Origin of the sequence: Bartonella sp. TT29SHDZB (genome assembly GCF_042193395.1) — a bacterium.
Lineage (GTDB): Bacteria > Pseudomonadota > Alphaproteobacteria > Rhizobiales > Rhizobiaceae > Bartonella.
In genome coordinates this window covers 1-25,035 of record NZ_JBHILQ010000009.1, presented here as the reverse complement: position 1 = coordinate 25,035, position 25,035 = coordinate 1, and the positions used below count along the sequence as shown (strand labels likewise).

Annotated in this window: 20 protein-coding genes, 2 tRNA genes and 5 pseudogenes; 14 read left to right on the top strand and 13 right to left on the bottom strand. The window is 35.2% G+C overall.

The features are described from left to right. Positions 1-133 precede the first annotated feature (133 nt). On the bottom strand, positions 134-907 hold the full coding sequence (locus ACFIJJ_RS05785; protein ID WP_375623610.1) for an NAD kinase: 774 nt from the start codon (positions 905-907) through the stop codon (positions 134-136). Positions 908-1,170: 263 nt separating this feature from the next. On the opposite strand from ACFIJJ_RS05785, the gene ACFIJJ_RS05780 reads away from it, so the two are divergent. The 4 genes from ACFIJJ_RS05780 (at position 1,171) to ACFIJJ_RS05765 (ending at position 4,758) form a co-directional block, all read left to right on the top strand. Beyond that, positions 1,171-1,247: transfer RNA gene (locus tag ACFIJJ_RS05780), tRNA-Arg, on the top strand. A gap of 538 nt (positions 1,248-1,785) precedes the next feature. Continuing rightward, positions 1,786-2,193, top strand: coding sequence for a YbfB/YjiJ family MFS transporter (locus ACFIJJ_RS05775; RefSeq protein WP_375646330.1), 408 nt, complete (start codon positions 1,786-1,788; stop codon positions 2,191-2,193). 1,898 nt (positions 2,194-4,091) lie between these two features. Continuing rightward, positions 4,092-4,322 (top strand): hypothetical protein, encoded by a 231-nt coding sequence (locus tag ACFIJJ_RS05770; protein WP_375623608.1) that lies wholly within the window; start codon positions 4,092-4,094, stop codon positions 4,320-4,322. Between the two features lie 151 nt (positions 4,323-4,473). Beyond that, positions 4,474-4,758, top strand: coding sequence for a DUF6990 domain-containing protein (locus tag ACFIJJ_RS05765; RefSeq protein WP_375623606.1), 285 nt, complete (start codon positions 4,474-4,476; stop codon positions 4,756-4,758). 527 nt (positions 4,759-5,285) lie between these two features. Here the strand turns inward: ACFIJJ_RS05765 and ACFIJJ_RS05760 are convergent. Next, complete coding sequence (locus ACFIJJ_RS05760) at positions 5,286-6,854, bottom strand: TerC family protein (RefSeq protein WP_375623604.1); 1,569 nt, start codon at positions 6,852-6,854, stop codon at positions 5,286-5,288. Between the two features lie 437 nt (positions 6,855-7,291). Between ACFIJJ_RS05760 and ACFIJJ_RS05755 the strand changes: the two genes are divergently transcribed. Further along, positions 7,292-7,367 (top strand) — tRNA-Lys (locus tag ACFIJJ_RS05755). Positions 7,368-8,370: 1,003 nt separating this feature from the next. On the opposite strand, the gene ACFIJJ_RS05750 is transcribed toward ACFIJJ_RS05755, so the two are convergent. The 4 genes from ACFIJJ_RS05750 to ACFIJJ_RS05735 all read right to left on the bottom strand — a co-directional run bounded on the left by ACFIJJ_RS05750 (position 8,371) and on the right by ACFIJJ_RS05735 (position 14,174). Next, the gene (locus tag ACFIJJ_RS05750; RefSeq protein ID WP_375623602.1) at positions 8,371-9,324 is read right to left on the bottom strand and encodes a YbhN family protein; all 954 of its coding nucleotides are present in this window, start codon (positions 9,322-9,324) and stop codon (positions 8,371-8,373) included. Positions 9,325-9,339: 15 nt separating this feature from the next. After that, positions 9,340-11,091 (bottom strand): YbaL family putative K(+) efflux transporter, encoded by a 1,752-nt coding sequence (gene ybaL / locus ACFIJJ_RS05745; RefSeq protein WP_375646307.1) that lies wholly within the window; start codon positions 11,089-11,091, stop codon positions 9,340-9,342. A 98-nt stretch (positions 11,092-11,189) separates the two neighbouring features. Then, positions 11,190-13,703, bottom strand: a complete 2,514-nt coding sequence (gene secD / locus ACFIJJ_RS05740; protein ID WP_375623598.1) for a protein translocase subunit SecD — start codon at positions 13,701-13,703, stop codon at positions 11,190-11,192. Positions 13,704-13,775: 72 nt separating this feature from the next. Continuing rightward, on the bottom strand, positions 13,776-14,174 hold the full coding sequence (locus tag ACFIJJ_RS05735; protein ID WP_375646306.1) for a hypothetical protein: 399 nt from the start codon (positions 14,172-14,174) through the stop codon (positions 13,776-13,778). Between the two features lie 200 nt (positions 14,175-14,374). Here ACFIJJ_RS05735 and ACFIJJ_RS05730 point away from each other — a divergent pair, with 200 nt between their 5' ends. The 5 genes from ACFIJJ_RS05730 to ACFIJJ_RS05710 all read left to right on the top strand — a co-directional run bounded on the left by ACFIJJ_RS05730 (position 14,375) and on the right by ACFIJJ_RS05710 (position 20,229). Next, the gene (locus tag ACFIJJ_RS05730; protein WP_375646305.1) at positions 14,375-16,750 is read left to right on the top strand and encodes a mechanosensitive ion channel domain-containing protein; all 2,376 of its coding nucleotides are present in this window, start codon (positions 14,375-14,377) and stop codon (positions 16,748-16,750) included. After that, entirely contained in the window at positions 16,744-17,016 is a 273-nt protein-coding gene (locus tag ACFIJJ_RS05725) for a hypothetical protein (protein ID WP_375623591.1), read from the top strand. Before ACFIJJ_RS05730 ends, ACFIJJ_RS05725 begins: the two co-directional genes overlap by 7 nt. Before the next feature lie 560 nt (positions 17,017-17,576). Then, positions 17,577-18,521, top strand: a complete 945-nt coding sequence (locus ACFIJJ_RS05720; protein WP_375623589.1) for a porin — start codon at positions 17,577-17,579, stop codon at positions 18,519-18,521. 893 nt (positions 18,522-19,414) lie between these two features. Continuing rightward, positions 19,415-19,729 (top strand): phage integrase central domain-containing protein, encoded by a 315-nt coding sequence (locus ACFIJJ_RS05715; protein ID WP_375646304.1) that lies wholly within the window; start codon positions 19,415-19,417, stop codon positions 19,727-19,729. A 161-nt stretch (positions 19,730-19,890) separates the two neighbouring features. Further along, positions 19,891-20,229: a hypothetical protein gene (locus ACFIJJ_RS05710; protein ID WP_375646302.1), complete on the top strand. Its 339-nt coding sequence runs from the start codon at positions 19,891-19,893 to the stop codon at positions 20,227-20,229. 125 nt (positions 20,230-20,354) lie between these two features. Here the strand turns inward: ACFIJJ_RS05710 and ACFIJJ_RS05705 are convergent, their stop codons facing one another. The 3 genes and pseudogenes from ACFIJJ_RS05705 to ACFIJJ_RS05695 form a co-directional block, all read right to left on the bottom strand. Next, positions 20,355-20,486 carry a hypothetical protein gene (locus tag ACFIJJ_RS05705; protein ID WP_375646301.1) on the bottom strand — a complete coding sequence of 44 codons (132 nt, stop codon included), beginning with the start codon at positions 20,484-20,486 and terminating at the stop codon, positions 20,355-20,357. 196 nt (positions 20,487-20,682) lie between these two features. Beyond that, positions 20,683-20,910, bottom strand: a complete 228-nt coding sequence (locus ACFIJJ_RS05700) for a hypothetical protein (protein WP_375646300.1) — start codon at positions 20,908-20,910, stop codon at positions 20,683-20,685. Next, positions 20,907-21,500: pseudogene (locus ACFIJJ_RS05695) on the bottom strand (lysozyme). The gene ACFIJJ_RS05700 and the pseudogene ACFIJJ_RS05695 overlap by 4 nt, the downstream one beginning before the upstream one ends. A gap of 134 nt (positions 21,501-21,634) precedes the next feature. On the opposite strand from ACFIJJ_RS05695, the gene ACFIJJ_RS05690 reads away from it, so the two are divergent. From ACFIJJ_RS05690 to ACFIJJ_RS05675, 4 genes are all read left to right on the top strand, one after another. Next, entirely contained in the window at positions 21,635-21,859 is a 225-nt protein-coding gene (locus tag ACFIJJ_RS05690; protein ID WP_375646328.1) for an antitoxin MazE family protein, read from the top strand. Further along, the gene (locus ACFIJJ_RS05685; RefSeq protein WP_375646327.1) at positions 21,859-22,182 is read left to right on the top strand and encodes a type II toxin-antitoxin system PemK/MazF family toxin; all 324 of its coding nucleotides are present in this window, start codon (positions 21,859-21,861) and stop codon (positions 22,180-22,182) included. The genes ACFIJJ_RS05690 and ACFIJJ_RS05685 overlap by 1 nt, the downstream gene beginning before the upstream one ends. Positions 22,183-22,319: 137 nt before the next feature. Next, a complete protein-coding gene (locus tag ACFIJJ_RS05680; RefSeq protein WP_375646298.1) occupies positions 22,320-22,655 on the top strand; it encodes a type II toxin-antitoxin system RelE/ParE family toxin in 336 nt (111 codons plus the stop codon). Then, a complete protein-coding gene (locus ACFIJJ_RS05675) occupies positions 22,652-22,774 on the top strand; it encodes a hypothetical protein (RefSeq protein WP_375646297.1) in 123 nt (40 codons plus the stop codon). The genes ACFIJJ_RS05680 and ACFIJJ_RS05675 overlap by 4 nt, the downstream gene beginning before the upstream one ends. Positions 22,775-23,081: 307 nt before the next feature. Here the strand turns inward: ACFIJJ_RS05675 and ACFIJJ_RS05670 are convergent. From ACFIJJ_RS05670 to ACFIJJ_RS05655, 4 pseudogenes are all read right to left on the bottom strand, one after another. Then, positions 23,082-23,662, bottom strand: a pseudogene (locus tag ACFIJJ_RS05670) (hypothetical protein). 10 nt (positions 23,663-23,672) lie between these two features. Then, a pseudogene (locus ACFIJJ_RS05665) lies at positions 23,673-23,987 on the bottom strand (hypothetical protein); the annotation flags it as partial. A gap of 509 nt (positions 23,988-24,496) precedes the next feature. Continuing rightward, positions 24,497-24,893 (bottom strand): annotated as a pseudogene (locus tag ACFIJJ_RS05660) (type II toxin-antitoxin system HicB family antitoxin). After that, a pseudogene (locus tag ACFIJJ_RS05655) lies at positions 24,865-25,035 on the bottom strand (type II toxin-antitoxin system HicA family toxin); the annotation flags it as partial. The pseudogenes ACFIJJ_RS05655 and ACFIJJ_RS05660, both read right to left, overlap by 29 nt.

The following is a 25,035-nucleotide window of genomic DNA, read 5'->3' as shown; positions in this document are numbered from 1 at the left end:
GCTCTGTGATTTTAACTGCGTTATCTAAATGATAATTATAACCAATATTCTACACTCTTTAAAAGTGTTAAGATGTTTTTACAAAAAAATTAACTATAACAATCATATACACATAAAACGCATAATACAATCATTAATAGCGAAATTGTTCTGATAAAATGCGCTCATCCCATGAATGATTTGAGTCAAAAAGGATTGAAGCTGTTACTTCTGTTGCCATTGAAATAGTAACTGAATGGACAGATTTAACTTCAATATTATCTGCAGCAGCGTTGACAGGGCGTTTGTCAGGTTCAAGCATATCAAAGCGCACTGTTACTGTATTGGGAAGCAAAGCTCCATGCCAACGCCGAGGGCGAAAAGGGCTAACGGGAGTGAGGGCCATAAGGGGAGCCATAAGAGGTAAGATAGGTCCTTGTGCTGATAAATTATAGGCGGTTGATCCAGCTGGTGTGGCAACAAGAACACCATCACAATTTAATTGCTCCATGCGTACGTTGTTATCAATGGTGATGCGAATTTTTGCCGCTTGATAAGATTGCCGAAAGAGGGATACTTCATTAATTGCAAGCGCCTCGATAGAATCTTGACATTCAGATTTTGCAATCATGCGCAGGGGATGGATTTCTTTTTTATGTGCGGCAGCAATACGATTGGGCAATTTTTTTTCATGAAATTCATTCATAAGAAATCCTACAGAACCTTGATTCATGCCATAAATAGGTTTGCCTGTGTTCATGACTTCTCGTACAGTTTGTAACATTGTCCCATCACCACCTATAGCAACAACAATATCAGTTTCTTCCAGAGAAGAATGACCATAAACGGAAATTAATTTATGGGTAGCTTTAACAGCCTCCTCAGTTTCTGCGGAAATAAAATGAAAGCGACTTGGTAATGTAGCCATTTAAAAATTATCCTGATACTTATAATTTATGTTGTAACTTATTTTTGAGAGTTTTGAAGTTGTAATAAAAGCTCTTTTTATAATAAAAAGAGCATTGAATAAAGAGAAGTTATTTCAAGGTAAAGTATCATTAAAAAGTAAAAGGAGTGCGTCGTTAGATAAATTACAAACAAGTAATTTTTTTATTAGAATGATAATTTAGCATTGAAGCTAAGAGTATGATTAGTTAAAAGACCATAACTGATTTTAATAATCAGTGTGAAGCACCCGTAGCTCAGCTGGATAGAGCGCTGCCCTCCGAAGGCAGAGGTCACAGATTCGAATTCTGTCGGGTGCACCAAATTCTTCAACTTCATATTATCCTAAATAACAATATTACCTAAAAAGAAGTCAATTTCCTCTTTTATGAAAATGGTTATTTGAATTGTTTATTAAGTTTTTTAGCGAATAAGCCAATGATTTTAAGAGAAGTAAAATTTACGGCTGCGTATATAATTCTTCGGTTAGGTATTTTGAATGTCGAGATAAAAGAGCAAGATTATCTAAATATGCTTTCAATTTAACTATAAACATTTATAACATAAAAATACATATTAATTCAATATGTTATTCTACAATTGATCAGGTGATGTTGATAGTAGATCGCTAAATATATTGTTTTGAGCATTAAAATAGATAGCTAAATTTGCGTTTATTCTATTTTGGGAGCTAAAGGCTGTTATGGTGAGATGGAACGCGGATGAGGAATATCACCAGTTAAAGGAATCATAATGGGGAAAAAGTAATCGTCAAGATTTGATTTTTTTCAAAACGCTGTATTCTGTATGGTTTTGGGAATGGGTATCTGACGATTTCTTTATACACCAATATTGCCAGTTATGTTAGATGAGGGATTGTTTACCTTTAATCAACTTTCTTATATACCGAGCGCTAATTATGGTGGTTATTTAGTTGGGAGTATGTTCTTTACATTTGGCAGAATTGGGAATATATCTCTTGCTCCTCACATACTATCTTGTGCAGCTATAGTAATGAGTGCACTTATTATTTTCATGGCGTTAACACTTGGTCCTTTTGATCCATTTGCTGCTGGTGTTGCGAGTGTAGCAATGATGATTTTGGGGTCTATTCTGGTCATGCAGCATAGCCATAATGGGCGGATTATTGCTTCGCTTTATGCAGGTGTAGGAGTTGGTATTCGATTAGGTAATGAATATGTTATTATTAGCTTGAATATGACAACTATATCAAAAAAACAACTCTGTTATTTCTTCTATTGCAAATGAAATCACTCCTGTTAATAAGAAAAAACCATCCCAAAAATATGAATTAACCAATCAAATAGATTTCGTGACTGGTCATATATTTTATATTGCATTCGTTCTTTAAACGATTTTGGTGATGTAAAAAAGCGGTCTAGATGCTTTTATTGAAAATGAAAGAGCAATCTCTTTCATGATGGCAATTGCTGGGTTGCTGATAGTGTCTGTGTTGTAAAATATAGTCGTGTTTATGAAAATACAAGGGGCTATAGCAATACTGCCATTGGTGGCTATGTCTATGGCAATACCCTTATATGTGATAAAACCTATGTGTATTTTAGTGCTCATGTTTATGACAATGCTCATCTTTCTTATAACGGTTGAGTTTATCATTATGCGCGGGTTTATGGGAATGCAAAATTATCCGGTAGTGCACGTATTCATAGCAATGCTGCGGTTTATGAATCATGCTGTTGTTAGGAAATGTTTACGGGAAATGATAGCATGGGGTGTCATACTGATGTGTATAGCTCTATTTACGGAAATGCCAAGGTCTCTGGTTATTTCGTGATTAGAGGTAATGTATATGGCAATGCAAGAATAAAAAGACATAGCGATTTATATTCGGTTCCCATAAATTGTGAGGTTTATGAAAGCGATAACATTATCAAGATTGATAAACAGAATAAATGACAGACGTGGGGGGTGCTTTTTTGATGATTATAAACGCGTCATAAAAGAAAGAATTCATAAAAGAAAGCCGTACCAATTGATATGACGCTGCTTTTAAATAGAGGTGCTACAGATCATACAAAAGAAATCAATAATGAATGCATATATACAAAACATATCATATTGCAAGCGCTCTATTATATTGATTAAAACTGATCAAAAGGAACGTAAATGACAGATATGATCTTTAATCACTCATTTGAATTACAGAACCTATAAACACTTTTTTATGGCTATAAAACGTATTAAGAATAACGCTCTCATTTTTGAGGTGGTCATTTGACACAAAGTACATTATCAAAATGTTTCAACGCTTGGTAGGTTCATATTAAGACAATCAAGAGAAAATGCGTATTAAGTGAATATTTGCAACAAAATCCGTTGTTTATATTTACAAGCATTGGTTTTTAAAAGCAGCTTTTCAGAAGACAATAAACAACCGCTTTTTATAAAATCTAAGGCTTTTAAACTGTTATAAATCTAGGTTTCAAACGTTTTTATAGAGATATCATTTTATGTCTCTAAACGTTTAAACGTTCATTTAGTGAGGTTCTCATAAGCGTATTTTCACTTTGCATTTAAACATAACTTCTCTGCAAATAAGCCGGTCCATATTTGAGCTGGCAAAATTAACCAGCACAAATTCGAGCTCGTTAACTTTAGAATAGAGCATTCTTTAAACATTGTCGCTTTTGACTCAAAATTGAGTAAAACCCCATGCCTTTGTGATATGATTACAATTTTTTTAAATTTATCTGCTTATCTTTGTCTTAATAGGTATCCTTAAATTTGAGGGGACCTCATTTTCTTGCGTTATATCATTAAAAAGCTTTTGATTATCACAAGATATAACATTTGCATCATGATTTGCTTTTTATGGTCTATTCATACATGGTAATTGTTTATCAAAATGGTCAATTAAATTACGTATGAAAGTGTAGATTTTAAATGGGATTCATATAAAACAATTGTACACAAAATATTGACTTTATTGTATTTTTTATTGAACAAGATTCCATCTCGTTTAAACGTTTCATGAGAAATCACCAAAGACCTTATTGATAAGATTCTTCTCTTACACGGCGTTATCACTTTTGTTTGCAAAAATCTGCTTGTCTTTTGACTTTTGATATGGATACAACCTCTTTTGAGGTAGAGCAAAGAATTTTTTAATCATGGAGAGTGCAACAGTGCTCTTTAAAAATCTTGATTGGTTTGTTGAAAAAATTAAAGAGGCAGGTAATCATTTAATACGTTATCAACGACCAGATCATGAAGCGCAAATTCTTTACAATGGCGCAATTATCAAAGATTATCCGCAATTTGATGTTGGAGTTTCGATTAGTACTGGTATTTTAGCTGTTGCCTGCATGGTAATTGATCCCTATCAATTCTTAGCACTTACAAGATCTACAACTTGATTTTGATAAAAAGGGATTGAGAGTTTGTGAAGAAGAAATATATGCAGATTAGTTGGAATTAAGCTTGATTATATCTTGAAATAGGCGATGAAAAAAATAGATCTTCATAAATGCTTTTATTCCAGATATGGAGCACCATCTTGGTAAAAGAGTGAAGTTGGAGGCACATAAGGTTATCAAGGTAGATGATGCAGATTATAGCTTACTTCATATTGGTGCAGTGGCTTTATTGGGTGATGTTGCACCCTTACAATCTTATTATCAAAGTTTCAGTGCAGAGGATCATTTAGGCTTTGATGAAAACACCCAACAGATTCATCTGGAACGTGCATTGGCTTTAGCCAAAAAAGTAGTGAAATCTAAGCAGCTCAGCTACACTTTAATTAAAAAATTAGCAAAAAATATGAGCCATCTAGAAGAAAAACAAAGTTCTTAATAAGGGGTTTCCAGAGAGGTGGAGTCTCATTCTTGGAAGGAAAAAAATAGCTACATTTATCGAAACAAAAGATAAGGAATAGCTCCTTAAGAAATATCAAGAAGATCTAAAAAGATTATAGGAACCAGATTCTGCTTTAAAGCTGCCATCATCAGTTGAGTGAACTCAACAATGGTGGAGTTTTATCCATTGGCGGAAATCTGATGTTTGAAAGAGGCTTTCTTGATGTGAAGGTAATATTGTAATAAATAATTATTATAAATCAAAATGTTGTATATATTCATTGTTTTGAGATTAATGACTATTGACAAATAATTTGCACCATTTTCTTTCTTCCAGCTTTTCGTCAATCATCAATGAAAACTTCTTGTAATGGAAAGTTCATTGATAACATAACTTTTGTATGTCATTATTTTAGGCTTAAAAAAATATAAAAATAATGAAATGCAATTAAGTCATCAACGGCTTATTATTTTCAATTTTTAATCATAAAAAAATCTTTTTATTCATCTTGCTTATAAAAAGAATTAGCTTTTTTCTGGTGATACAAGTGGAGAAATAAGGATTTTAGATATGTTTCGGCGTTCCATTTCAATCACTTTAAAGTGTAAACCATCCGTTTCAAAGCTTTCTCCCTCATTTGGTAAATGACCAAACTGCCAAAGCATAAAGCCTGCCAGAGTCGTATAACGATCTGCTTCATCTACAAGGTTACGCCCAAGATAACCACTTAAACGGCGGATATCAGCATATCCCTCAACAAGAAGACTGCCATTTTCGAGTTGTTCTGCGATCATAAGTTCTTCATCGTCATCAGGAAAGTCTCCTGCAATAGCTTCAAGAATATCAGTTGGTGTTGCAATTCCTTCAAAAGATCCATGCTCATCAACAATAATTGCAAGCTGAATCGAAGAATGACGTAACTGCTCCATCAATCGTAAAACACTTGTGTTTTCATGAACAACGAGGGGTTCTCGCATAGCTTTTTTCCAATTAATCTTTTTCCCCTCAGCCAAATTCAAAAGAAGATCTTTTGTCAACGCAACGCCAACAAATTCATCCACTTTTTCACGCGCAAGAATTAAGCGGCTATGTTTAACTTTTTGTAATTCTTCACGCATTTCATTTTCATCAGCATTTAAATCTAACCACTCAATCTCATTACGTGGCGACATGATAGAGCGAACAGGGCGATCAGCTAAATCGAGAACACCACGAATCATCTCCTTTTCTTCTGGTCTAAATAACTCAGAAGCAGCAGCCTGTTCAGCAATAACATCTACAGTCTCAGCAAGGTGACTATCTTTGCTTCCTCCTCCTAAGAGCCTCAAAACAGCATCAGCTGTTCTACTGCGTAGATCATTCGTTTTAATCATTTTTTCACGGTTACGACGTCCAATTTGATTAAAAGCTTCGATGAGAACAGAAAAACCAATAGCAGCATACAAATACCCTTTTGGAATATGAAAACCAAATCCTTCAACAATGAGAGTAAAACCAATCATCATCAAAAAACCAAGACAAAGGATTACAATAGTGGGATGACGATTAATAAAACGCATAAGAGCACCAGATCCGCACATCATTACTCCCATAGCAGCTATGACTGCGATATACATAACTGCTGCCTGCTCTTTTGCAATCATACCTGTTGCGGTAATAATACTGTCTAGTGAAAAAACGGCATCCAGCACCACGACTTGAACGATGACTTGCCAAAAAACAGCATAACCAACGCCTGTTTTTCTTTCATGTGATACTCCTTCTAACCTTTCATGTAATTCTAGCGTTCCCTTTGCTAGCAAAAAGGCTCCACCACCGATTAAAATAAAGCTATGCCAACTAAATGCAAAAGATGAAAGTGAAAGAATTACCCTATCGAGTCTCATAACCCATCCAATAACGGTAAGAAGGAAAAGCCGCATAATTAATGCTAAAGTAAGACCTATAAAGCGTGCGCGGTCACGCAAATGCAGTGGCAATTTTTCAGCTAAAATTGCAATAAAGATAAGGTTATCTATTCCTAAAACAATTTCGAGAAAAACCAGCGTGATCAAACCAAACCACGCATGGGGATCAGTGATCCATTCCATCATTCCTTACCTTTTAGAAGTTTAAAAGCGCGCGATTGACAAAAAAAATTCATAGGCTTTTATTCGTATATTGGATCATGAACATTGTATGTAAGAAAACTTAGATTCAAAGAAAAAAATAGCACAATATTGCTTGAATGCATGTGATTGTTGATAAAACAAAATGATGCCCCATCCCGCTTACAACCACAAGAAGGTCCCTCTAATTTTTGCTCGGGCATTATGCTCGATAATCCTCTAACTATAGGTTCTGTGTAACAATCAGAACATTTATTTATAAAGCTTCTTATAATGGGTTTATTTTTATATAAGATCAAGAGGTGAATATCATATTTTTAACCTTACAGACAATGAGTTTATATAACAAACAACAAAATATCTGGACATCCATCCTTAGGAGCGTTATAGAAACGCTCATTCTCGTCTTTTGAGAAGCTTATGGGTGATTAGCTCAGTCGGTAGAGCAGCTGACTCTTAATCAGCGGGTCGTGGGTTCGATCCCCTCATCACCCACCATTCTATTTTATACCGTAAATAACTTATTGATTGCGTAAATTTTTTTAAGATACGAGTTTCTAAATAAAATTGGGCAGTATGATTTCCCCATATCTGTTTGTTTAAAAGTGAAGATTGTTGATATAGTTTAGTCATCGGTTTTTGTACTTTTTAGGGGACTCAAAAAACTTCCAAAGGATATTTAAAGATCTTTTAATACGTATTGTTTCTTCTTTTAATATAAATTGATTAAATTTTTTTTGGATTTTTAGCATATTGTTTAAAGACAGAAGAAACTTTGGACTTTAGTTGTATTAGCAGCGTGGATATTTTTTGATAACTCTCCCGCTTAAACAAAAAACTTCTGTAATAATCATCAGTATTCCAAGAAGGTAAATCAAGATAAAATAAAGTATTTAGCGGATATAACAGGAATAAAATTAGATTAGTTTAATTGTTTAAAACTAATACCTGTTAAACGAAAGAGAATAAGCTTTAATGAGGCTTAAAGTTTTAAAATATTAAGCTGTGCAGTTACGCTATGCTGTCTTTCCGTTAGCTTAACCTCTAAAAATATAAATATTAAGAAAGCCGCTCAGAATAATTATAATATATTGATTTATAATGATTAATTATTATTTTTTAAACTTTACTATCATAAACTTCTTTTGTCTCAATCCCTCTTATAATAAATCAATTAAAATTATTATTTTTGCTTTATAAATGGGATTAACGTGTGGATAAAGACTATTGAAGAAAAGCATAAAAATGATTCTTATTAACGTTCTTAGGCGCCAAAAATTATCCCAACATTGGGAAAATAGTATAATGGTGCAGGCTTGCTCTTTTATTAAGTATAAAGATGATGTTGCAACAATGACTTTATTATACCATTCACGGGTATTGTTGTGTAATGGGGAAGAGCACTGAGAGAATTTTCTTAAAAAAGATATGTAAATTGGTAATACGATGGTGTTCTGTTCTTAATAGGCACACAAAAAAGAAGTAATTGATAACCTTTTGTTTATTCAGGTGGTGTTTTAGGGGCTCTTTTCCAATATTGGTGCGCTTCAAAAATGGCGACCACAAATAATGAAATGATGAGCGGTATAATCAAATAAAACATTCTAAAGACAATAAGTGCTGCAATAACATCAGCTGGATTCATATTGGGCATGCCTGTTATGAAGAGAGCTTCCAGAACTCCTACTCCTCCTGCTGGAGCATTAGAGAGAAGAGTTATCGTAAAAGATGTTAGGAAAACACCAAGAACAGAGATAAAATGAACATCTGCGTTGTGTGGGAGAACAGCATATATAATTCCAGCTGCTCCTAAAAGCTCTAGAGGGCTAATGAGAAGCTGTTGAATAACAATTTTCAGCCGTGGGTAGGAAAGTTGAATTTTCTTACCCACGCGTAAGGGTTTTAACTGAAGCCAGCTACCAAACGTATAAAGTGCTATACAGCTGAGTAAAATTGCTCCAGCCGTTGTTCCTAGCCATTCGGGAAGTTCTTTATGAATGAGAGTGATAATTTCGGGTTGCAGCACCAAAACGATTCCCAAAAGTAAGATTGTTCCGATTACAAAAGTAAAAGAGCAAAAACCTACTAATATTGCGATTTCTGTTCCGTTTAATCCTTTCATTTTATAGGCGCGATAGCGCACAACGGCACCAGAAAAAACTGAAGCACCGATATTGTGTGAAAGAGCGTAGGTTGTAAATGAACATATAGCGATAAAAATCCAAGAAATTTTATGGCCTAGATGTTGTAAGGCAATTCGATCATATCCAGCAAGAGCAGCATAAGCTAGGAGAGAACATAAACAGGCTAATAACCAGTGCTGTGCATTTAAATCGCTCAAGCGCTCCAATACGTCCCCAAATGAAATGGCAGAGAGCTTCATATAAAGGATCCGAATAGACACCAGCATTGCTAAGATACCAATCAATGGCCATATAAATTGCTTTATTTTCATGATTCTGTATCCATTTTATGTTTTCTGTAAATTTTCATGATTGAGCATATTCCTTACAGATCTTCGTTCTGTTATATACTCTATAATGCCATTGGCAATTTCTTCATCATCTGTTACTACAACATCAGCTCCTAAATCAATGAGATATGTTGTTTCTGTGTCAGATAATGCATGTGTGATTATCTGGATATCTTTCTTCATATCACGTATATTCACGATACATTCTCCTACTTCAATGGTACTTCGCATTGTAATAACAACTTTATGTGCATTATTTATATTTGCTGCGTTCATTATTTCTTGTTGAATGATATTGCCGCAAATAGTCTCAAATCCATCTGCAATCGCTTTATCAGAGAGGCGTTTTGATTCTTCTACAATCACTATAGGATCACCTCTATTTATTAAAGATAATGCAACACACTTACCGATACGACCATAGCCAATAATTACGATATGGTTATTTTTTAATGTTATCGGTAAAAAGTCTTGGTCAGGATCTTGTGGATCAATATCAATAATTGTTTGGGTATTTTGTGAAGCTGCAGAATTTTTTTCTAAACGTTTTTTAATTTTATTACAGGCAATGAAAACAAGAGGATTGAGCAAAATAGAAAAAATTGCTCCTCCAAGAATTAAATCATGAGCGTCATTGTTTAAAAGTCCTAAGCTTAAACTTAAACCAGCAAGGATAAAGGAAAATTCTCCAATTTGGGCAAGGCTTGCAGAAATAGTCAAAGCTGTTGCATTAGAATAGCGAAAAGCCTTAACGATGAAAAAGGCAATAGCAGATTTTCCGATTACGATAATGAATAAGGTTGCTAAGAGAGGGAAAAAATGAGTTAAAAGTTTCTCTGGGTCAAATAACATGCCTACAGAAACAAAAAAGAGAACAGAAAAGGCATCTCGCAGTGGTAAAGATTCTTCAGCGGCACGGTGGCTTAATTCTGATTCGCTCATGACCATACCAGCAAAAAAAGCACCAAGAGAAAGAGAAACACCAAATAAATGAGCGGCTCCGAAAGCTACTCCTAATGCAATAGCAAAGACGCTAAGACGAAATAATTCACGTGATCCCGATTGTGCGCTCATTTTTAAAAGCCATGGGATAACGCGTCGCCCAATGACAAGCATAAGTGCAATAAATACAATTACTTTCAGGATGGTGAGACCAAAAATACCCCAAATACTTAAATCCAACCATTGAACAAGAGGATCCAACGCTTCTTTTTTGGTATTGCTGAGGGCACTTGCCAAGGAAGGGATGAGGACAAGTATAAGGACCATTGCTAAATCCTCAATAATCAACCATCCAACGGCAATGCGTCCTTTTTCTGTTTCAATAAGATGACGCTCTTGCAAAGCCCGTAGCAGGATAACGGTACTAGCTATGGATAAAGCAAGACCGAAGATCAAACTACCACTAAAGCCCCATCCCATAATCAGACCAAGGCACAAACCTAGAAAAGTAGAAAATACTATTTGTGCAATAGCGGCGGGGACAGCAATAGCTTTGACAGATAAAAGGTCTTTTAATGAAAAGTGGAGCCCAACACCAAACATCAGCAAAATAATACCAATTTCAGCAAGTTGATTAATGATGACGGAATCTATTTTAAATCCGCCTGTATTGGGTCCCACAATAACACCAGCTAATAAATAGCCTACAAGTGGTGAAATACGTAAACGGCTCGCAATCATTCCCAAGAGAAATGCTAAACATAAGCCTGCAACAATAGTTGTGATAAGTGGTGTGTCGTGGAGCATGGATTATTACTATTCTTGATCAAAAAGCGAATGAATGAAAACGACTATATTTCTATGAGAAGAGAGGCGAGATGTATCATACGCATTAAAGGGCATTTTTATTTCACTTTGGTATTTGCACGATTATTTCGCTCACGCCACCAATTTCCTAGCAGGAGTAAAATAGGAGCAGCAATAAAGATAGAGGATGATGTTGCAATAATAATCCCAAAGACCATGGGCAATGCAAAATTATGAACAGCACTTCCACCCCATATCGCCATGGGGAGCATCGCAAGAATTGTTGTGGCTGATGTAAAAAAACAACGTACAAGAACCTGATTAATGGACAGATCAATCAGCTCACGCAACGGCATTTTTTTATAAAGACGCATATTTTCGCGCATTCTATCATAGACGACAACTTTATCATTTATAGAATATCCAACAATTGTTAAGAGTGCAGCGATAGCCGTTAAATTAAAATCAAATTGAAATAAAGCAAAAAAGCCAATCATTTTTGTGGTGTCTAGAATGAGTGTGACAATGGCTCCAACGGCAAAGAACCACTCGAAGCGGAGCCATATATAGAGAGACATGGCAATCGCCGCAAGAATAACAGCAGTAAAAGCAGCTGTGGCAAGCTCGCCTGAAATTTTGGGACCAACAACTTCTATTTGATCGAATGTGGTATCGGGATAGATATTTTGTACAGCTGTTTTAACCTTATCAATGGCGATGGTTTGTTGTGCTTCGCTACCGCTTTGTTTCTGCATGCGAATTAATACGGTATTTTCGTTATCAATATTTTGCAAGGAAACTTCACCAACATTAAGAGTAGAAAGCTTGGAACGCAGAGTTGCTAGATCTGCTGGTGCTTTCGTGGTAATACTCATTTGGCTTCCACCAATGAAATCAATTCCGAAATTCAACCCAGGCTTAAAAAAGAGAAAAACTGAAGCTATTGATAAAACAATTGAGACGCCAATACCAATGAAACGTGCTTTCATAAAGTGGAAAGTTGTGTTTTGTGGCATGATATTGAAAGCAGAGTGAATATGCAACTTTTTAATTTTCCATTTACGAACGATCCAAATCATGATGATGCGTACAATGGTGATATTCGTAAACATGGAGATGATAATACCAAGCAACATTGTTACGGCAAAACCACGAACGGGACCGGTACCGAACCAAAATAGTAAGACAGTCGCTATAATTGCAGTAACATTTGCATCAACAATGGTTGCAAAAGCTTGTTTAAATCCACGATCTAAAGCTGCAAAAGCACTCACACCTTTTCGACTTTCTTCACGGATACGTTCATTGATGAGAATATTAGCATCAACGGCAATACCAATGCCTAAAATAATACCAGCAATACCAGGCAGTGTAAGCGTAGCACCGAGGAGGCTCAGGGCAGCAAATGTTAAAATCGTGTGGAGGGCTAGTGCTATATTGGCAATTAATCCCCAAATACGGTAGAGAAGAAAAATAAAAATTGCAACAAGAATAAAGCCGATAACGCCGGTGTAAAGTCCCATTTGGATGGCATCAGCACCAAGATTGGGACCTACGGTTCTCTCTTCAATGACCGTGAGCGGTGCGGGGAGGGAACCAGCGCGGAGCAGGGCAGCCAGAGTTGAGGCTTCTTTGGGATCAAAGTTTCCTGTAATTTGACCTTGTCCATTGGGAATGACACTATTGATGGTAGGCGCCGTTAAAACTTTATTATCCAGAACAATAGCAAAAGGACGGTTAATATTTTGTCGTGTTATATCGGCAAATATTTTAGCGCCAGCGGAATCTAGAGTAAATGAAATAATAGAACGTCCTGGTATTTGGGGGTCAAAACCTGCACGGGCATCTTTCAGGACATTTCCATCTAAAGCGATTTGATCATAAATTGCATAATGTTGTGTCTCATCTGTATATCCAGGGAGAATAGAAACACCTATAGGGGGATTATTGGGGTCCACATTAGAAGGAACAAGATGAAAACTCATCTTAGCGGTTGTTCCTAAGAGATCACGCAGTTGTTTGGGATCTTGTAGGCCAGGCAATTGGACCATAATACGATCATTTCCAATCTTTTGGATGGCTGGTTCTGAAACACCAACTTGATCTATACGGCGACGGATGATTTCTAAGCTTTGTTCAATAGCATTGCTTACACGGTCTTTTATACCAGCTTCCGTTAATGTGACGCGGAGAGTTTCATTTTGAGCACTGATCGCGATGTTATGTTCTGTTGTGCCAAAGCTACTATGTATGGGAGTTATTAATGTTTTCAAAGCAGAGAGCGCTTTTTCAGTTTGTGATGGGTCAGAAATAAGGGCAATAACGCTATCTTCAACAATACGCACACTTAAGGTGCGGATTTGTTTTTCACGCAATGTATTGCGTACACTGCTTAAAACTGTGTGTAACTGATCGTGTTTTAACGTTTTGCTATCAACCTCGAGCAGGAGAGAAGAGCCTCCTTGAAGGTCAAGACCAAGTGCTACACGGGTGTCGGGTAAGAATTTCGAGTTTTTAACTTGTTCGTGTGAAAATAAATTGGGTAAGGCAACATAAATGCTGCCTAAGAGAATAAAACAATAAAGGGCAGTTAACCAATTAGGTGTACGCATGATATATTCCGCAAATAGGCAATCTAACAGTTATTCAAAGTTAAAAGCACAAGTAAAATAAGATGATCGTTTTTATAATTCAAGGAAGAGGATTAAGTGTTGTTCATTGGGGGGAGCGCGTTTATTTGAGAAATATTGCGTTTTAACGCTACGAAATTGTGTGTCAACAGCTGGAATCTTTATTAAAAAGAAATCCAATGCTAGGATTCTTTGAAAGGTTCTCATAAAAATAGATTCTGTATGGCATGTTACAAGTTTTTTGTTTTCAGTTGTGGTAACATTCACCTGATCACACTTATTGTGTAAATCAAATCTATTCGTTTTAATGATATTATTGGTGTGTGATTGTTTGATTAAATAAGCACGCATTCCTAGGTTGTTCGTCAAGAATACACCTAAACTGGATAGAAAAATCCAAGTTGTCAAAGGAAGAAAATCTTCTTTTTTGCAATAAAGGTGCAAAAAAAACATGCTAGAGTGCCTTCTTTAATCTTATTGAGTTCATCTTATTTAATTCTTTTATCTTATTACCAGTATTATAGGATAAGGGAAAGCTTTTATAAGATTATTCTATAAAAGTTGAAAATATCTATTTTATAGCATATTTATATCTATTTTATAGCATATTTAAAAGAGAGGAATAAAATCCTTTTTGTTCTTGCAAGGTAGATATGTATTCATTTTGTAGAAAAAATATCCACATACTTTTCCTTCTTTTGGGGATTATCTTTGTATTTAATTCTGGTGCATGGGGGAATAGGGGGGCACAAAATACAATTGTCGAACAAACGATAGCTTCTTATTCAGTTGATGAAATTATTCAACAACAACTGTTGATTATTAAGACTCTTGAAGAAAATACTGAAACTTTAAAAAGAGATTTTGACAGAAAGCCAGAAGATGAGCGTGCTTTAGAAGAATTGCGGTTACGTGCACAAGATATCGGTGAACGTGCTATTGAGGCAGCATTTGTTTTGCGTTCTCCTCTTAATGAGATTAATACACTTCTTGATCAATTAACGGAGCTCCATCGTGATGTGAAAAAACTGAAAAGCTCAGTGAAGGAATATTCTTACTTGATAGAGCAAAAAGCTAAAATTAACAGTATCATGCTTCGTTTTGAGGCAATTTTCTTAGCGGCAAATAGAATAGCTGAACTTTCTATTTCTCAATCTCGGGAGCTTTTTAAACGCACGCTTACGTATAGGCTTGAGTTTTCGATTGCGATGGTTCAGCATCTCGCCCAAACAACAAAAGAGGCTTCATCAGATTTTCTTTTGTTGTTAGATTCTTGGTGGAATTTTATATTTTATTTCAAGTTTTTACAACTATTTCTTTGCTTTTTAATTCCACTTTTTATTACTTTGGGACTTTCGTATTTTTCTCAAAAAGTTCTTGTTCATGTGTATTGCCATTTTACGAAGTCTAATGAGGAAATATCTTATTTACAACGCTTATTGATCGCCTTTATTTCAGTTCTCTTACCTTCACTTGTGTGTATTCTTTGCGTTTATCTTGTGTTGTTTTTGTTTCGTAGTTTTAACTTAGATCCAGGTAGGCTTACAACAGTTTTTGATATGATAGGTTGCCAAATTATTTTAGTATTTTTAATCAATCGCTTAGCGATTGTTCTTTTATCATCGAATAAGCCCCATGTGCGTCTTTTCAGTATTGCGCCATCGTCTGCTTATCAATTAGTGATTTTACTCACTTCTTTAGGGGGGATTTTGGCATTTGACGCTGTTCTTGATAGTATTTATCAAATCATTTCAGCGCCTCTATCTTTGACAATTGCTAAAAGTTTTATTGCTGTTTTTCTGATAGCGATATTGCTGTTTATAATATCATTTGTACCTTTGCGGTTTAGACGTAGGCGTGTTCAAGAAGAAAAAAAAGAGCCATACTTTTGGCCATTTTATATACGCATTCCTCTTATTGGCTTTGGGTTACTGCTCTTTGTGTTGAATTTTTTAGGTTATGTTGGTCTTGCGCGTTTTATTATGCAGCAAATTATGATTGATGGAGTATTTTTAGTTCTCATGTATTTAGGAATACAAAGTGCTCAAGCACTTGGAACTAAAGGCCAATTGATGAAAACAACGGCTGGTCACCTTTTGATGCAGCGATTTCATTTAGAAGAAAAAACGATGAATCAATTGGGAGTTTTTGTGAGCGTTTTTCTCAATTTGTTTGTTGTTATATTTTGTACAATGCCAATTGCTGTACAGTTTGGATTTTCCTATTCTGATTTAAAAGCAGTTTTGTGGCAATCGGTGACCGGTTTTCAGATTGGAAATATGACTCTTTCTTTGACTTCTCTTGTAACAGGAATTATTTCTTTTTGTGTTTGCTGGTTTCTTATTCGCCGATTTATTGGTTGGTTAGATAGTGTTGTGTTGGTTCATGGAGAGTTCGATTCTGGTATACGTAATTCTATCAAAACAGTGATAAGTTATGGAGGCGTTGTTGTATCTGCTTTGACGGGATTATCAATGGCAGGTTTGGATCTTAGAAATTTCGCTCTTATTGCTGGAGGACTTTCACTTGGTATAGGTTTTGGTTTACAGAATATTGTCCAAAACTTTGTCTCTGGACTTATTATTTTAGTTGGAAGACCATTTAAAATAGGAGACTATATAGAATCTGGATCAGTAGCTGGTGTTGTTAAGCGTATTAGTGTGCGTGCAACGGAACTTGAGACGATTCAGCGTAAGACAATTATTATTCCCAATTCAAGCCTTATTAATAACAACGTTAGTAATTGGACACGACGTAATAAAGTAGGACGAATTGATATACCAGTTACTGTATCATCTAAGGTTGCTCCAGAGCATGTTGTTGAAATTTTGTTAGAGATTGCTTCTGAGACAGAAGGCGTTTTAAAAAATCCTATCCCACAGGTGAGTTTTACTGCATTTGATCATAAGAGTTTTTCCTTTAATTTGGCTATTTATGTGCCTAATATTACCTCACCTTCTCATGTAACCAATGCTCTTCGATTTAGCCTATATAAGCATTTTTCTGAGGAAGGAATCTTAGAATGCTGAAATATACTTATGCTTTGATTACAGTTATTCTGTTAAGTATTTTTACCATAACAGCTTTTGCTGCAACAGTGAAGAATACTGATTTAAAGATACAGTCTCTTATTGTTGTTGAAGGAAGTATACCTTCAACAATTTCTTTAAATACTCATCAAACAATTACAATTTGTATGAAGGGATGTTTTATAACTTTTCCTAATAAAGATCGTTTTGCAATAAAGGCAGATGATACTATAGAAATCAGTAGGGGAAGAGCAATTTTTAAATAAAATGATTGAGAATTTGTGTTTAGAGACAAGATTTAGAAGGATAATGATATTGTGCGTAATTAATAAACACATCCTTTAGAAAATGGTAAAAAAGTATGATTTTAGTATAAAATAGATGTGTTTTTATACTATGTAGAATCTACAGTATGCATTTAGGGTGTAAGAATATTTAGGTATTTTTATAATATTTTTAATGAATATCAATTTTCTAAAAATTATTACATCATTTTATGCATTTTTTCTCATAAAAAATGCATAAAATGTACTATTTTGTAATTTTTTTGCAGTATTATTGATACAAAATGTTTTATATTTTCTCCTTTTAAAAATATAATAGTTTTTTTATTAAATATTTATTATTTGAAGTATTGATTATTATAATATTTTAAAATTTATTTGATAATATTAAATTTTGATGTAATGATATATTAGTATAGTGATAGATTTAAATGTAACTATAAAGGAGTACATGCGATTTTGCGGCATAAGATTTTATAAAACTTTGTTTTTCTAAATGTGATTTTTGATTATATTTAAATTTAGCAATGGGGTATAATTTTATGAATACAAAATTTATAACAGCATCTGTTTTTTCGTTAATTTCACCTTCTATAGTACATGCTGCAGATGTGGTGGCTCACGAAGAGCCAGTACATGTTGCCTCAGAAGTTTTTGCTTCTTCACCTTTTTCTTGGGCAGGTTTTTATTTTGGGGGGCAAGTTGGGGGCTTTTCAAGTAAAATTTCTGCAACAACGCCTCATGTTGATATTCCTCTCCATCATACTGAGGAGAGTAAAAGTAAACCATGGATCCCCATCGAGAAACAGTATCTGCCCGATCTTTCTGGGTTTATAGGTGGTTTTTATGCGGGTATTAATTTTGATCTCGGTAATAATTTTATTATGGGGGTTGATACGGATATCGTTTTAACGGAAAAAAAGGATACAAAAACAAAATTTCAGGCTGATGAATCGAGTGCTGGTGGGACTGGTACTGATGGTCCTAGTACTGAAGGATCGGGTACTAAAGAATCGGGTAGTGATACTGATGCAAGTGCAGAAAAAAAAAGTCGAAAAAGGGCAAAACTTGTCAGGAGACAGGGTAGAGGCTTTTCTCGCTCTGCTGCAGAGGCTAAAGAAGAGAAAGACAGTTTAACTTTTAATCATACGTTAAAACAAAAATGGACAGGTGCTACACGGGTGCGTGTTGGGTTTTCTGCAGGGCGTGTGATGCCTTATATTGCTGGTGGTGTTGCTTATGGACAGTTTCAAGATATTCTGTCGACAGTAATTACGGGAAGTGAGCCATTTAATAGGACATCGGATGTAACAAAAACGATGATGGGTTATACTCTCGGTGGTGGTGTTGATTTTGCAATGACAGACCATTTTGTTGTGCGTGCGGAATATCGTTACTCAGATTTTGGTAAAAAGAAATTTAAAGACGAGATTGAAGTTAAGTATAAGACGAATGATTTTCGCGCAGGAATAGCTTACAAATTCTAGTTTTGTAGGATAAAGGAGCTTAAATTTAAAAGGTCCTATTTCTTTGATAGGGCCTTTATTTTTTAATTTTATGCATTGCAAATACTATTTTATGGTGAAAAAAGGGAGCTTTGACTTTGAGTGAGAATGAGGAGGTAAGGAAGAGTTACTCAGATTCTTAATTGTTAAGAATGAAAAATTTTTAGTTCACGAGGTGTGGTTGAAATATTTGTTAGCAAAGAAGGATTAATTCGTCTTTCATATTATTACAGTTATCATTTTATAATATCGTTATAGAGTTGCAAACAGTAAATTTAAAGAGAGTTTTTACTATCTAAGTAATGAGAAAATAAAGAAAATTCACATAGAGCGATGCGGGCAGCGTGCACGTTTGTGCACCAATTTTTTCTTCCCTTAGAACTCTCTGCAATATCATCTGATAGCGCGGTTTATCTTTTTTCTATTTAATAACTAATTGTTTTTATTTTATTTATTAAATTGCTTTTTATATATAATCTTGGTACCAGATGAAAGTGCTCTAAGTGCGATTCAAAAGATGGTTTTTAAAAGGTGGTTCGAAGAACAAGAACACGTGATAGACTGTCTGTCTTATCTGTATCTATCTAAAGGCAAATATGCTGATAGAGCTGTTTTATGGCTTATCAAAACTACACCAGATCAAGGATGATAGTTTTTTAGACTTTACCTCAATAAAAGACGATGAGAAATGGGATTAGGCTCTTGTAGCAATGTATCTTTAAAAGAAGCACTGTTCAAGGTTTCATCTTGTCGTGATATTTTAGATCACGAAATTGACCCAATTTGCCGAAAACAAAAAGAAAATTTTCGTCGGGCATGGGGGTATTTCTTTACGAGAAATTGCCTCCAGTGCGTTTTAAGCAAAAAAAAACGAATTGAAAAATGAAAGAAAAGCAGCAAGGTGGTTAATACCTCTTGAGTTACATGCTTTTCCTACACTTGGTGATACGCCAATCACTGAACTGATGCAAATTGATATAAAAGGATGCATTTCTCCTATTTGGAAGACAAAAAACGAAACAGCAAGTAACTCTATACCGCTTGAATATAGCTATAAAACATGCGACGGCACTTGGTATAGATGTGGATATGCAATTAAAAGCAAAAGCTTTATTAGAAAAGTTTATTCAAAATACCAAAATATTCCAGCAATGTCATGGAAAGAAATGCCTAAGTTTTTTCAATCTTAAAATAATGAGCTTGTATCAAATCTAGCCTTAAAACTTCTTATTTTGACAGGTGTTCGTTCTATGCCAATCAGGCATATTCGGTTAGAAGAGATTTATGTGATCGATATGGATTATCCCAAAAGAAAATATGAAGAGAATTGTTGGAAAGGTTTCTGATTTTCATGTGCCGCTTACAGTTGAAGCGTTTACTGTTATTGAAAAAGCAAAAAATAGAAAAAAAAGTTTTTTTATTTGCTGAGAGTTCTGGAAAGCTTATATCTGATGTAGTCCTTTCTAAATTCATGAAAGACAAAGGTTTTGATTATAGACTTGATGGTTTCAGATCGATTCTGCGGGACTGGATAGCAGAGACAACGTCAACACCATTTGAAATTGTAGAATTTGTTCTTGCGTATTCAGTTGAGAAGTCAGTGACAAAGGCTTACATGAGGACGGATTTTTTAGAACAGCACCGTGTCCTCTTAGAACAATGGGCGTCTTTTATATCAGGAGAGGCTTGATAATATGTCTATTATCGAGTCAGGTGTCTAAGAAACACTGAAGCGATTAGCGGATAGATTACGATATAATCTCTCATTCCTTGCTTTAAAAGCGGGGAAGGGTAAAGCTTTCAGTTTTTGGTTAGTCACTGTTTTAAACGTGCACAGACATTGTCTATCACATCCATAAGACGAGCAAAATCAAGGATAAGCAAAAAGAGGATGAATACAATCCATTTCATCAAGCGCGACATCACTTTTACACTTTTGTAGGTCATGATGATTTCTTGAAGGATTTCTGTTTCTGTAAGCTCTATATCGTCTTGTGTTTTTTTCTAGCCACTTTTCCACCTACACAAGCGTTCACCTAGATTATTGTGCTTTAAGATCTCTCTTGCTAAGTTTGAACTGATGGCGTTCAGATCTTGCTTATCTAAATAAATTGGCAATCAGCCAACACAAGAAGAAGCATATTTATTTGTCGTGCAACCAGTCAGAGAAAGCAGCACGCACATCAGTATCACTTTTCTGATTAACTTCATTTTTCACCTCCAGTCGTGTTGTGGCTGCTTTTAAAGCTTTTTCTGTTCGTTTTTGTTGCTCTGCTTTTTTCCCAAGAGTAAAAGCTCTTGCTAAAATCATAAAAAAAGCGGCTAAAGCTGCGCTTGTTATCATCAGATTTCTTTTCATCCATAAGATCATAGGCGGTGCTCCTGAAAGCGTTTAGCAACAAAGAAAATGCCAGCACATGCAGCTAAAACCATAATAGTAGTCAAAGCTCATTGAACTGGACCATTACCTGCTAAAAATCCACCAAGAACTGAGAAAAAACCAATAATCGGTGCAAGGGCTTCTGCTTTGAAAAAGCCCGTTGATGCTTGCGTTTCTACTGTTTGATAATTGGAGGAAATATAAGCCCCTTTTGCCCATAAGCCTGTTTCTGCCGCGCGCCGGTGAGCGAGATCTTCAAGACGCTTTCCGCCTGCTTTGGTCCATTTCTGTAGCTTGGCAGGGACAGCTTCATATTCACCTTGATTGAGCTTTTTTAACAGTGTCGAATTACAAAAGGCTCCTATTCCTACATTATAGAAAAAGGATACTAATACCGCGAATTGTTCATCCGTTAATGAAACCGTAACAGCACGTTCAACAGCATTCTCAAATTATCTTAAGTCTTGGCAAAGAAGTTCTTCTGCTTGTTTTTCAGTGATTGCCATGCTTTTATGAACAAAAGGTTTTCCAGTATTGTTTGATAAGTGCAAGTCCTTTTGATGATATTTTTCGCATATGATTCTCCATAAAAAGCTCCACACAAGGCGGGGATGAGTGAATATTAAAAATTGTAATTATTGCATTTTTAAAAATCTCGTTTCATGTAACTTTTTTCTGTGTTATACGTTACATGAAATATAGTGGAGATTTTATTATAGGTACAATGCACGTTAATGAACGGGTTCAAAAACATCGCAATGCGCAAAGAAAAGCAGGTTTACGCTTAATACAGATTTGGGTTCCAGATACACGTCAGCCAAATTTTGCAGAAGAGTGTCGTCGCCAATGTCGCTTAGTAGCAAAAATGGATAAAGCTGATACATCTATACAGTTGTTTATGAATCAATCTTTAATGGATGTTGATGGTTGGACAGAATGATGCGCGGATCTCTCGTAACAATAGCTATGCAAGGTGATTTTGGTAAACCAAGATCCGCATTGATCATTCAAGCTAATCAATCCAGTGAACATACAAGCGTAACAGTTTTACCAATTACAAGTACACTTGTTGCAGCGCCATTACTCCGCATTACTCTCCAACCAGACAACAAAAATGGTTTACAAAAGCCTTCGCAAGTAATGATTGATAAGATTATGACAGTAAGGTGTGAAAAAGTTAGTCCAGCTTTCGGCTTCATTCATACAGATAAAATAGTAGAAATTGAACGTTATTTGGCTGTATTTTTAGGAATAGTAAAATAAAAATTGGATTTTTTTCTTCGGAAAAATAGCTTGGTTAAGCTTCATGTTACTTATTCATTGGAATAAAAGAAGATTTTTTCTCAACTTTTAATTTCTCTCCTGACAAGTATTCGTTTATAAGGGAATATACATAATCTTTGAGATACGTCACTAACCTTACCTCTGATGGCAAAGACTTGATAGCTAAATGGCTGCGAAAGCTCCGTGATATGCAGGCTAAAACTGCAATTATTCGTTGCTTTAATCGTTTAGAACAAGGAAGCTTTGGCGATTTCAAGCCGCTTCGTGATGGTGTTCATGAATTGCGTATTAATGTTGGTCCTAGCTACCAAGTTTATTATGTCCAATCTGGAAAGATCGTATTGTTGCTATATGCGGTGGCACCACAAAAACACAAGAGACCGATATCACTCGCGCATGTGCTTGCTGGCGTGATTGGCAAAACCGTAAAGATTAAAGGAGTGCAAAAATGAAGGACCGTAACCATGATGATGCAATGGCAGAAATATTCCATGATGACCCTGAGTTGGCAGCAGCTACCCTTGATGCAATTCTAGCAGATGGTGATCAGGGTGAACTTCTTACTACTTAGACGTTTTTCATTAACACTTTAATTAGAAAGTGCTGGGCGCTGAAAAACACGCTAGTAAGTCTGTCATTATGCTTTCCCTAAAAAGGGTGTTTTTTAGCACAACCGCACCCGATGAGCCTTTCATATACTATCTCGAGCATAAGAAATAACCGATTTTTAAAATGCGGGGAAAGATTGTTTCGTAATTCATCTACTAATCGCTTAAGTGTTTTTCAAGCACTTAATTTAACGATATATGTTTTCCGTGAATCTTGTCAAGTAATAAGATGACGGTGTGGAGTACATAGACATAGCTTGAGAACATGATCTAGCCTTTCTTATTAGCAGCATATTCTTGACGAGTAAGTTGATACTGTATGTTTTTGATTAATCTTTCATTGTTTTTTTTACAATAGCACTTGCAATCTCTGGCTTGGACATCACCCCAGCAATTGAGAGGACTTCTTGTGTTGCAATGGGAAATTGATTTTTATCCACTCTTTGAAATACATTACCATTCAGCTTTTTTAATTCAACACGCTTTGGAAAACTGCCTCCCTTGATAAAAGCATGGGGTAAGATTTCTTTTTTTCCAAACATTTTGTAAGCCACACCGCGTTTTGTTTCTCTTGCTTGAAAAAAATTAAGAGGTATCAGTGTTCCAGAACCAATGATATCTGTCTCAAGAAACTTTGCTGTCGCTTTTTCTTTAATATAACCCCCTTTTTTGATACGCTTTGATTGGGCAGATGTAACTTTGGCAATTTGCTTTTCGGTAAAGCGTTCGACTTGTTTTGCTGTGTTGTTTACAGCATCACGCAGAGTCCAATTAAGGCGAGGGGCTTGAAGACTTGTGAAGATATCCTTCACCTGTTGAAGATAGCATTTTGGGTGGATGATTAACTTCAACTTCTAAGCCTTTTTTGGGGGGAGGTGTTGATGACTTGGAAGCTTTAGATGCTTTTGGTTTTTCGAGTGAGGTTTTCTCTGTCACTGGTTCATATGATGTTTGTGTGGAGTCTTGTTCTATTTGCTTAATTTGTTCAACTGCCTTGTCAGGTTTTGCTGTTGTTTTGACTTCAACAAAAAGTTTTGCAGCATTGGCGCGCTTGAGATGTGCGTAGACTTGATTGGAAACCTCAACAAATGGATTATTTTGTGTTGAAGTTTAAAAACGAACAATACTCTTATTATCGCTAACAATACACATTGGCTTCGTGATGATTGCTTTCATCATTGCTCCTTTTGAGTCATAATTAATGACATCATTAGTCAAATATTGATTTTTATTCTGTGAAAAATAGATTAGTCAGAATTACCTAGAAAACAGAGCTTTCTAGCTATATTAAAGGCATGATATTTTACTGAATTTTTGGGAACATTTTTGAATTTTGGATGCAATTTAACCAATACAGAATCATTATGAAATAAGAATTTTTACATATTGTCAACAGAAAAAATCTATATTTTATATTTTTTTATTTTAAAATAGAATATATAGAATTTTCTAAGACATTTTAGATTTTATAAATTATTGAGCAATTATTATAGGAGGGAAAGGCCATGACAGGTCCAGAAATATTAGATGCCGTGTATATGGTATCAATGATAGTTATATCTCTCTTAATTATAGCGTTTTGTTTGCCTGCTGCCTTTTGATTTTCATTAATAGTTTGCAGATCATATGCAATTACACGCTTTTGTAAAAAAATCTAGAGTGAGAAATTTTTCCAGATTGATGAGCTAAATATTAAGCTCGTGAAGGCCTGCTGTTGCCAAAAAAGCAGATCTTGTTAAACCTCTTTCTTGTGCACAATCATCAATTGCACGTAAAAGCCGTCGTTCAATTGATATATTTATACGTACCACTTCTGCATCATTTTCAATAAAGGGGAATTGTATTAAAAAAGCTCCTTCTGACAAAGCTGTTTTGACAGATTTCCGTTGTATGCACTTCTTCAAATTTTGAAGGAATAGGCACTGTATCCATATCTTCACAATAAAGTTGAAGTGCTTCTGTTGCATTTTCGATTAAATTTTCTTCCTTATCAGCAGCAGAAAAAAGTCCCTCAAAATCAGGAAATTGAACACCAAAAGCAGAATCTTCATCTTTATGAACAAGAGCAAAAAATCTCTTCATTTTTCTTCTTTTTTTTTAACCATCCTGCTTGTTGTGCAATAGAGCGTGTTGTTCCAATCGGAAGATTTTTTTAGGATGTGGAACAATAACAACCTTACCATCTTTTTTTAATTTATGATGAGAACCTTTTACTTTGACAAGT

What these genes read in the sequence shown, in the direction of transcription:
- ACFIJJ_RS05785 (WP_375623610.1), bottom strand. Translation starts at nt 907, where the DNA reads ATGGCTACATTACCAAGTCGCTTTCATTTTATTTCCGCAGAAACTGAG.
- ACFIJJ_RS05775 (WP_375646330.1), top strand. Translation starts at nt 1,786, where the DNA reads ATGTTAGATGAGGGATTGTTTACCTTTAATCAACTTTCTTATATACCG.
- ACFIJJ_RS05760 (WP_375623604.1), bottom strand. Translation starts at nt 6,854, where the DNA reads ATGATGGAATGGATCACTGATCCCCATGCGTGGTTTGGTTTGATCACG.
- ACFIJJ_RS05750 (WP_375623602.1), bottom strand. Translation starts at nt 9,324, where the DNA reads ATGAAAATAAAGCAATTTATATGGCCATTGATTGGTATCTTAGCAATG.
- ybaL (WP_375646307.1), bottom strand. Translation starts at nt 11,091, where the DNA reads ATGCTCCACGACACACCACTTATCACAACTATTGTTGCAGGCTTATGT.
- secD (WP_375623598.1), bottom strand. Translation starts at nt 13,703, where the DNA reads ATGCGTACACCTAATTGGTTAACTGCCCTTTATTGTTTTATTCTCTTA.
- ACFIJJ_RS05735 (WP_375646306.1), bottom strand. Translation starts at nt 14,174, where the DNA reads ATGTTTTTTTTGCACCTTTATTGCAAAAAAGAAGATTTTCTTCCTTTG.
- ACFIJJ_RS05730 (WP_375646305.1), top strand. Translation starts at nt 14,375, where the DNA reads ATGTATTCATTTTGTAGAAAAAATATCCACATACTTTTCCTTCTTTTG.
- ACFIJJ_RS05725 (WP_375623591.1), top strand. Translation starts at nt 16,744, where the DNA reads ATGCTGAAATATACTTATGCTTTGATTACAGTTATTCTGTTAAGTATT.
- ACFIJJ_RS05720 (WP_375623589.1), top strand. Translation starts at nt 17,577, where the DNA reads ATGAATACAAAATTTATAACAGCATCTGTTTTTTCGTTAATTTCACCT.
- ACFIJJ_RS05710 (WP_375646302.1), top strand. Translation starts at nt 19,891, where the DNA reads ATGTGCCGCTTACAGTTGAAGCGTTTACTGTTATTGAAAAAGCAAAAA.
- ACFIJJ_RS05705 (WP_375646301.1), bottom strand. Translation starts at nt 20,486, where the DNA reads ATGACCTACAAAAGTGTAAAAGTGATGTCGCGCTTGATGAAATGGATT.
- ACFIJJ_RS05700 (WP_375646300.1), bottom strand. Translation starts at nt 20,910, where the DNA reads ATGATCTTATGGATGAAAAGAAATCTGATGATAACAAGCGCAGCTTTA.
- ACFIJJ_RS05685 (WP_375646327.1), top strand. Translation starts at nt 21,859, where the DNA reads ATGCGCGGATCTCTCGTAACAATAGCTATGCAAGGTGATTTTGGTAAA.
- ACFIJJ_RS05675 (WP_375646297.1), top strand. Translation starts at nt 22,652, where the DNA reads ATGAAGGACCGTAACCATGATGATGCAATGGCAGAAATATTCCATGAT.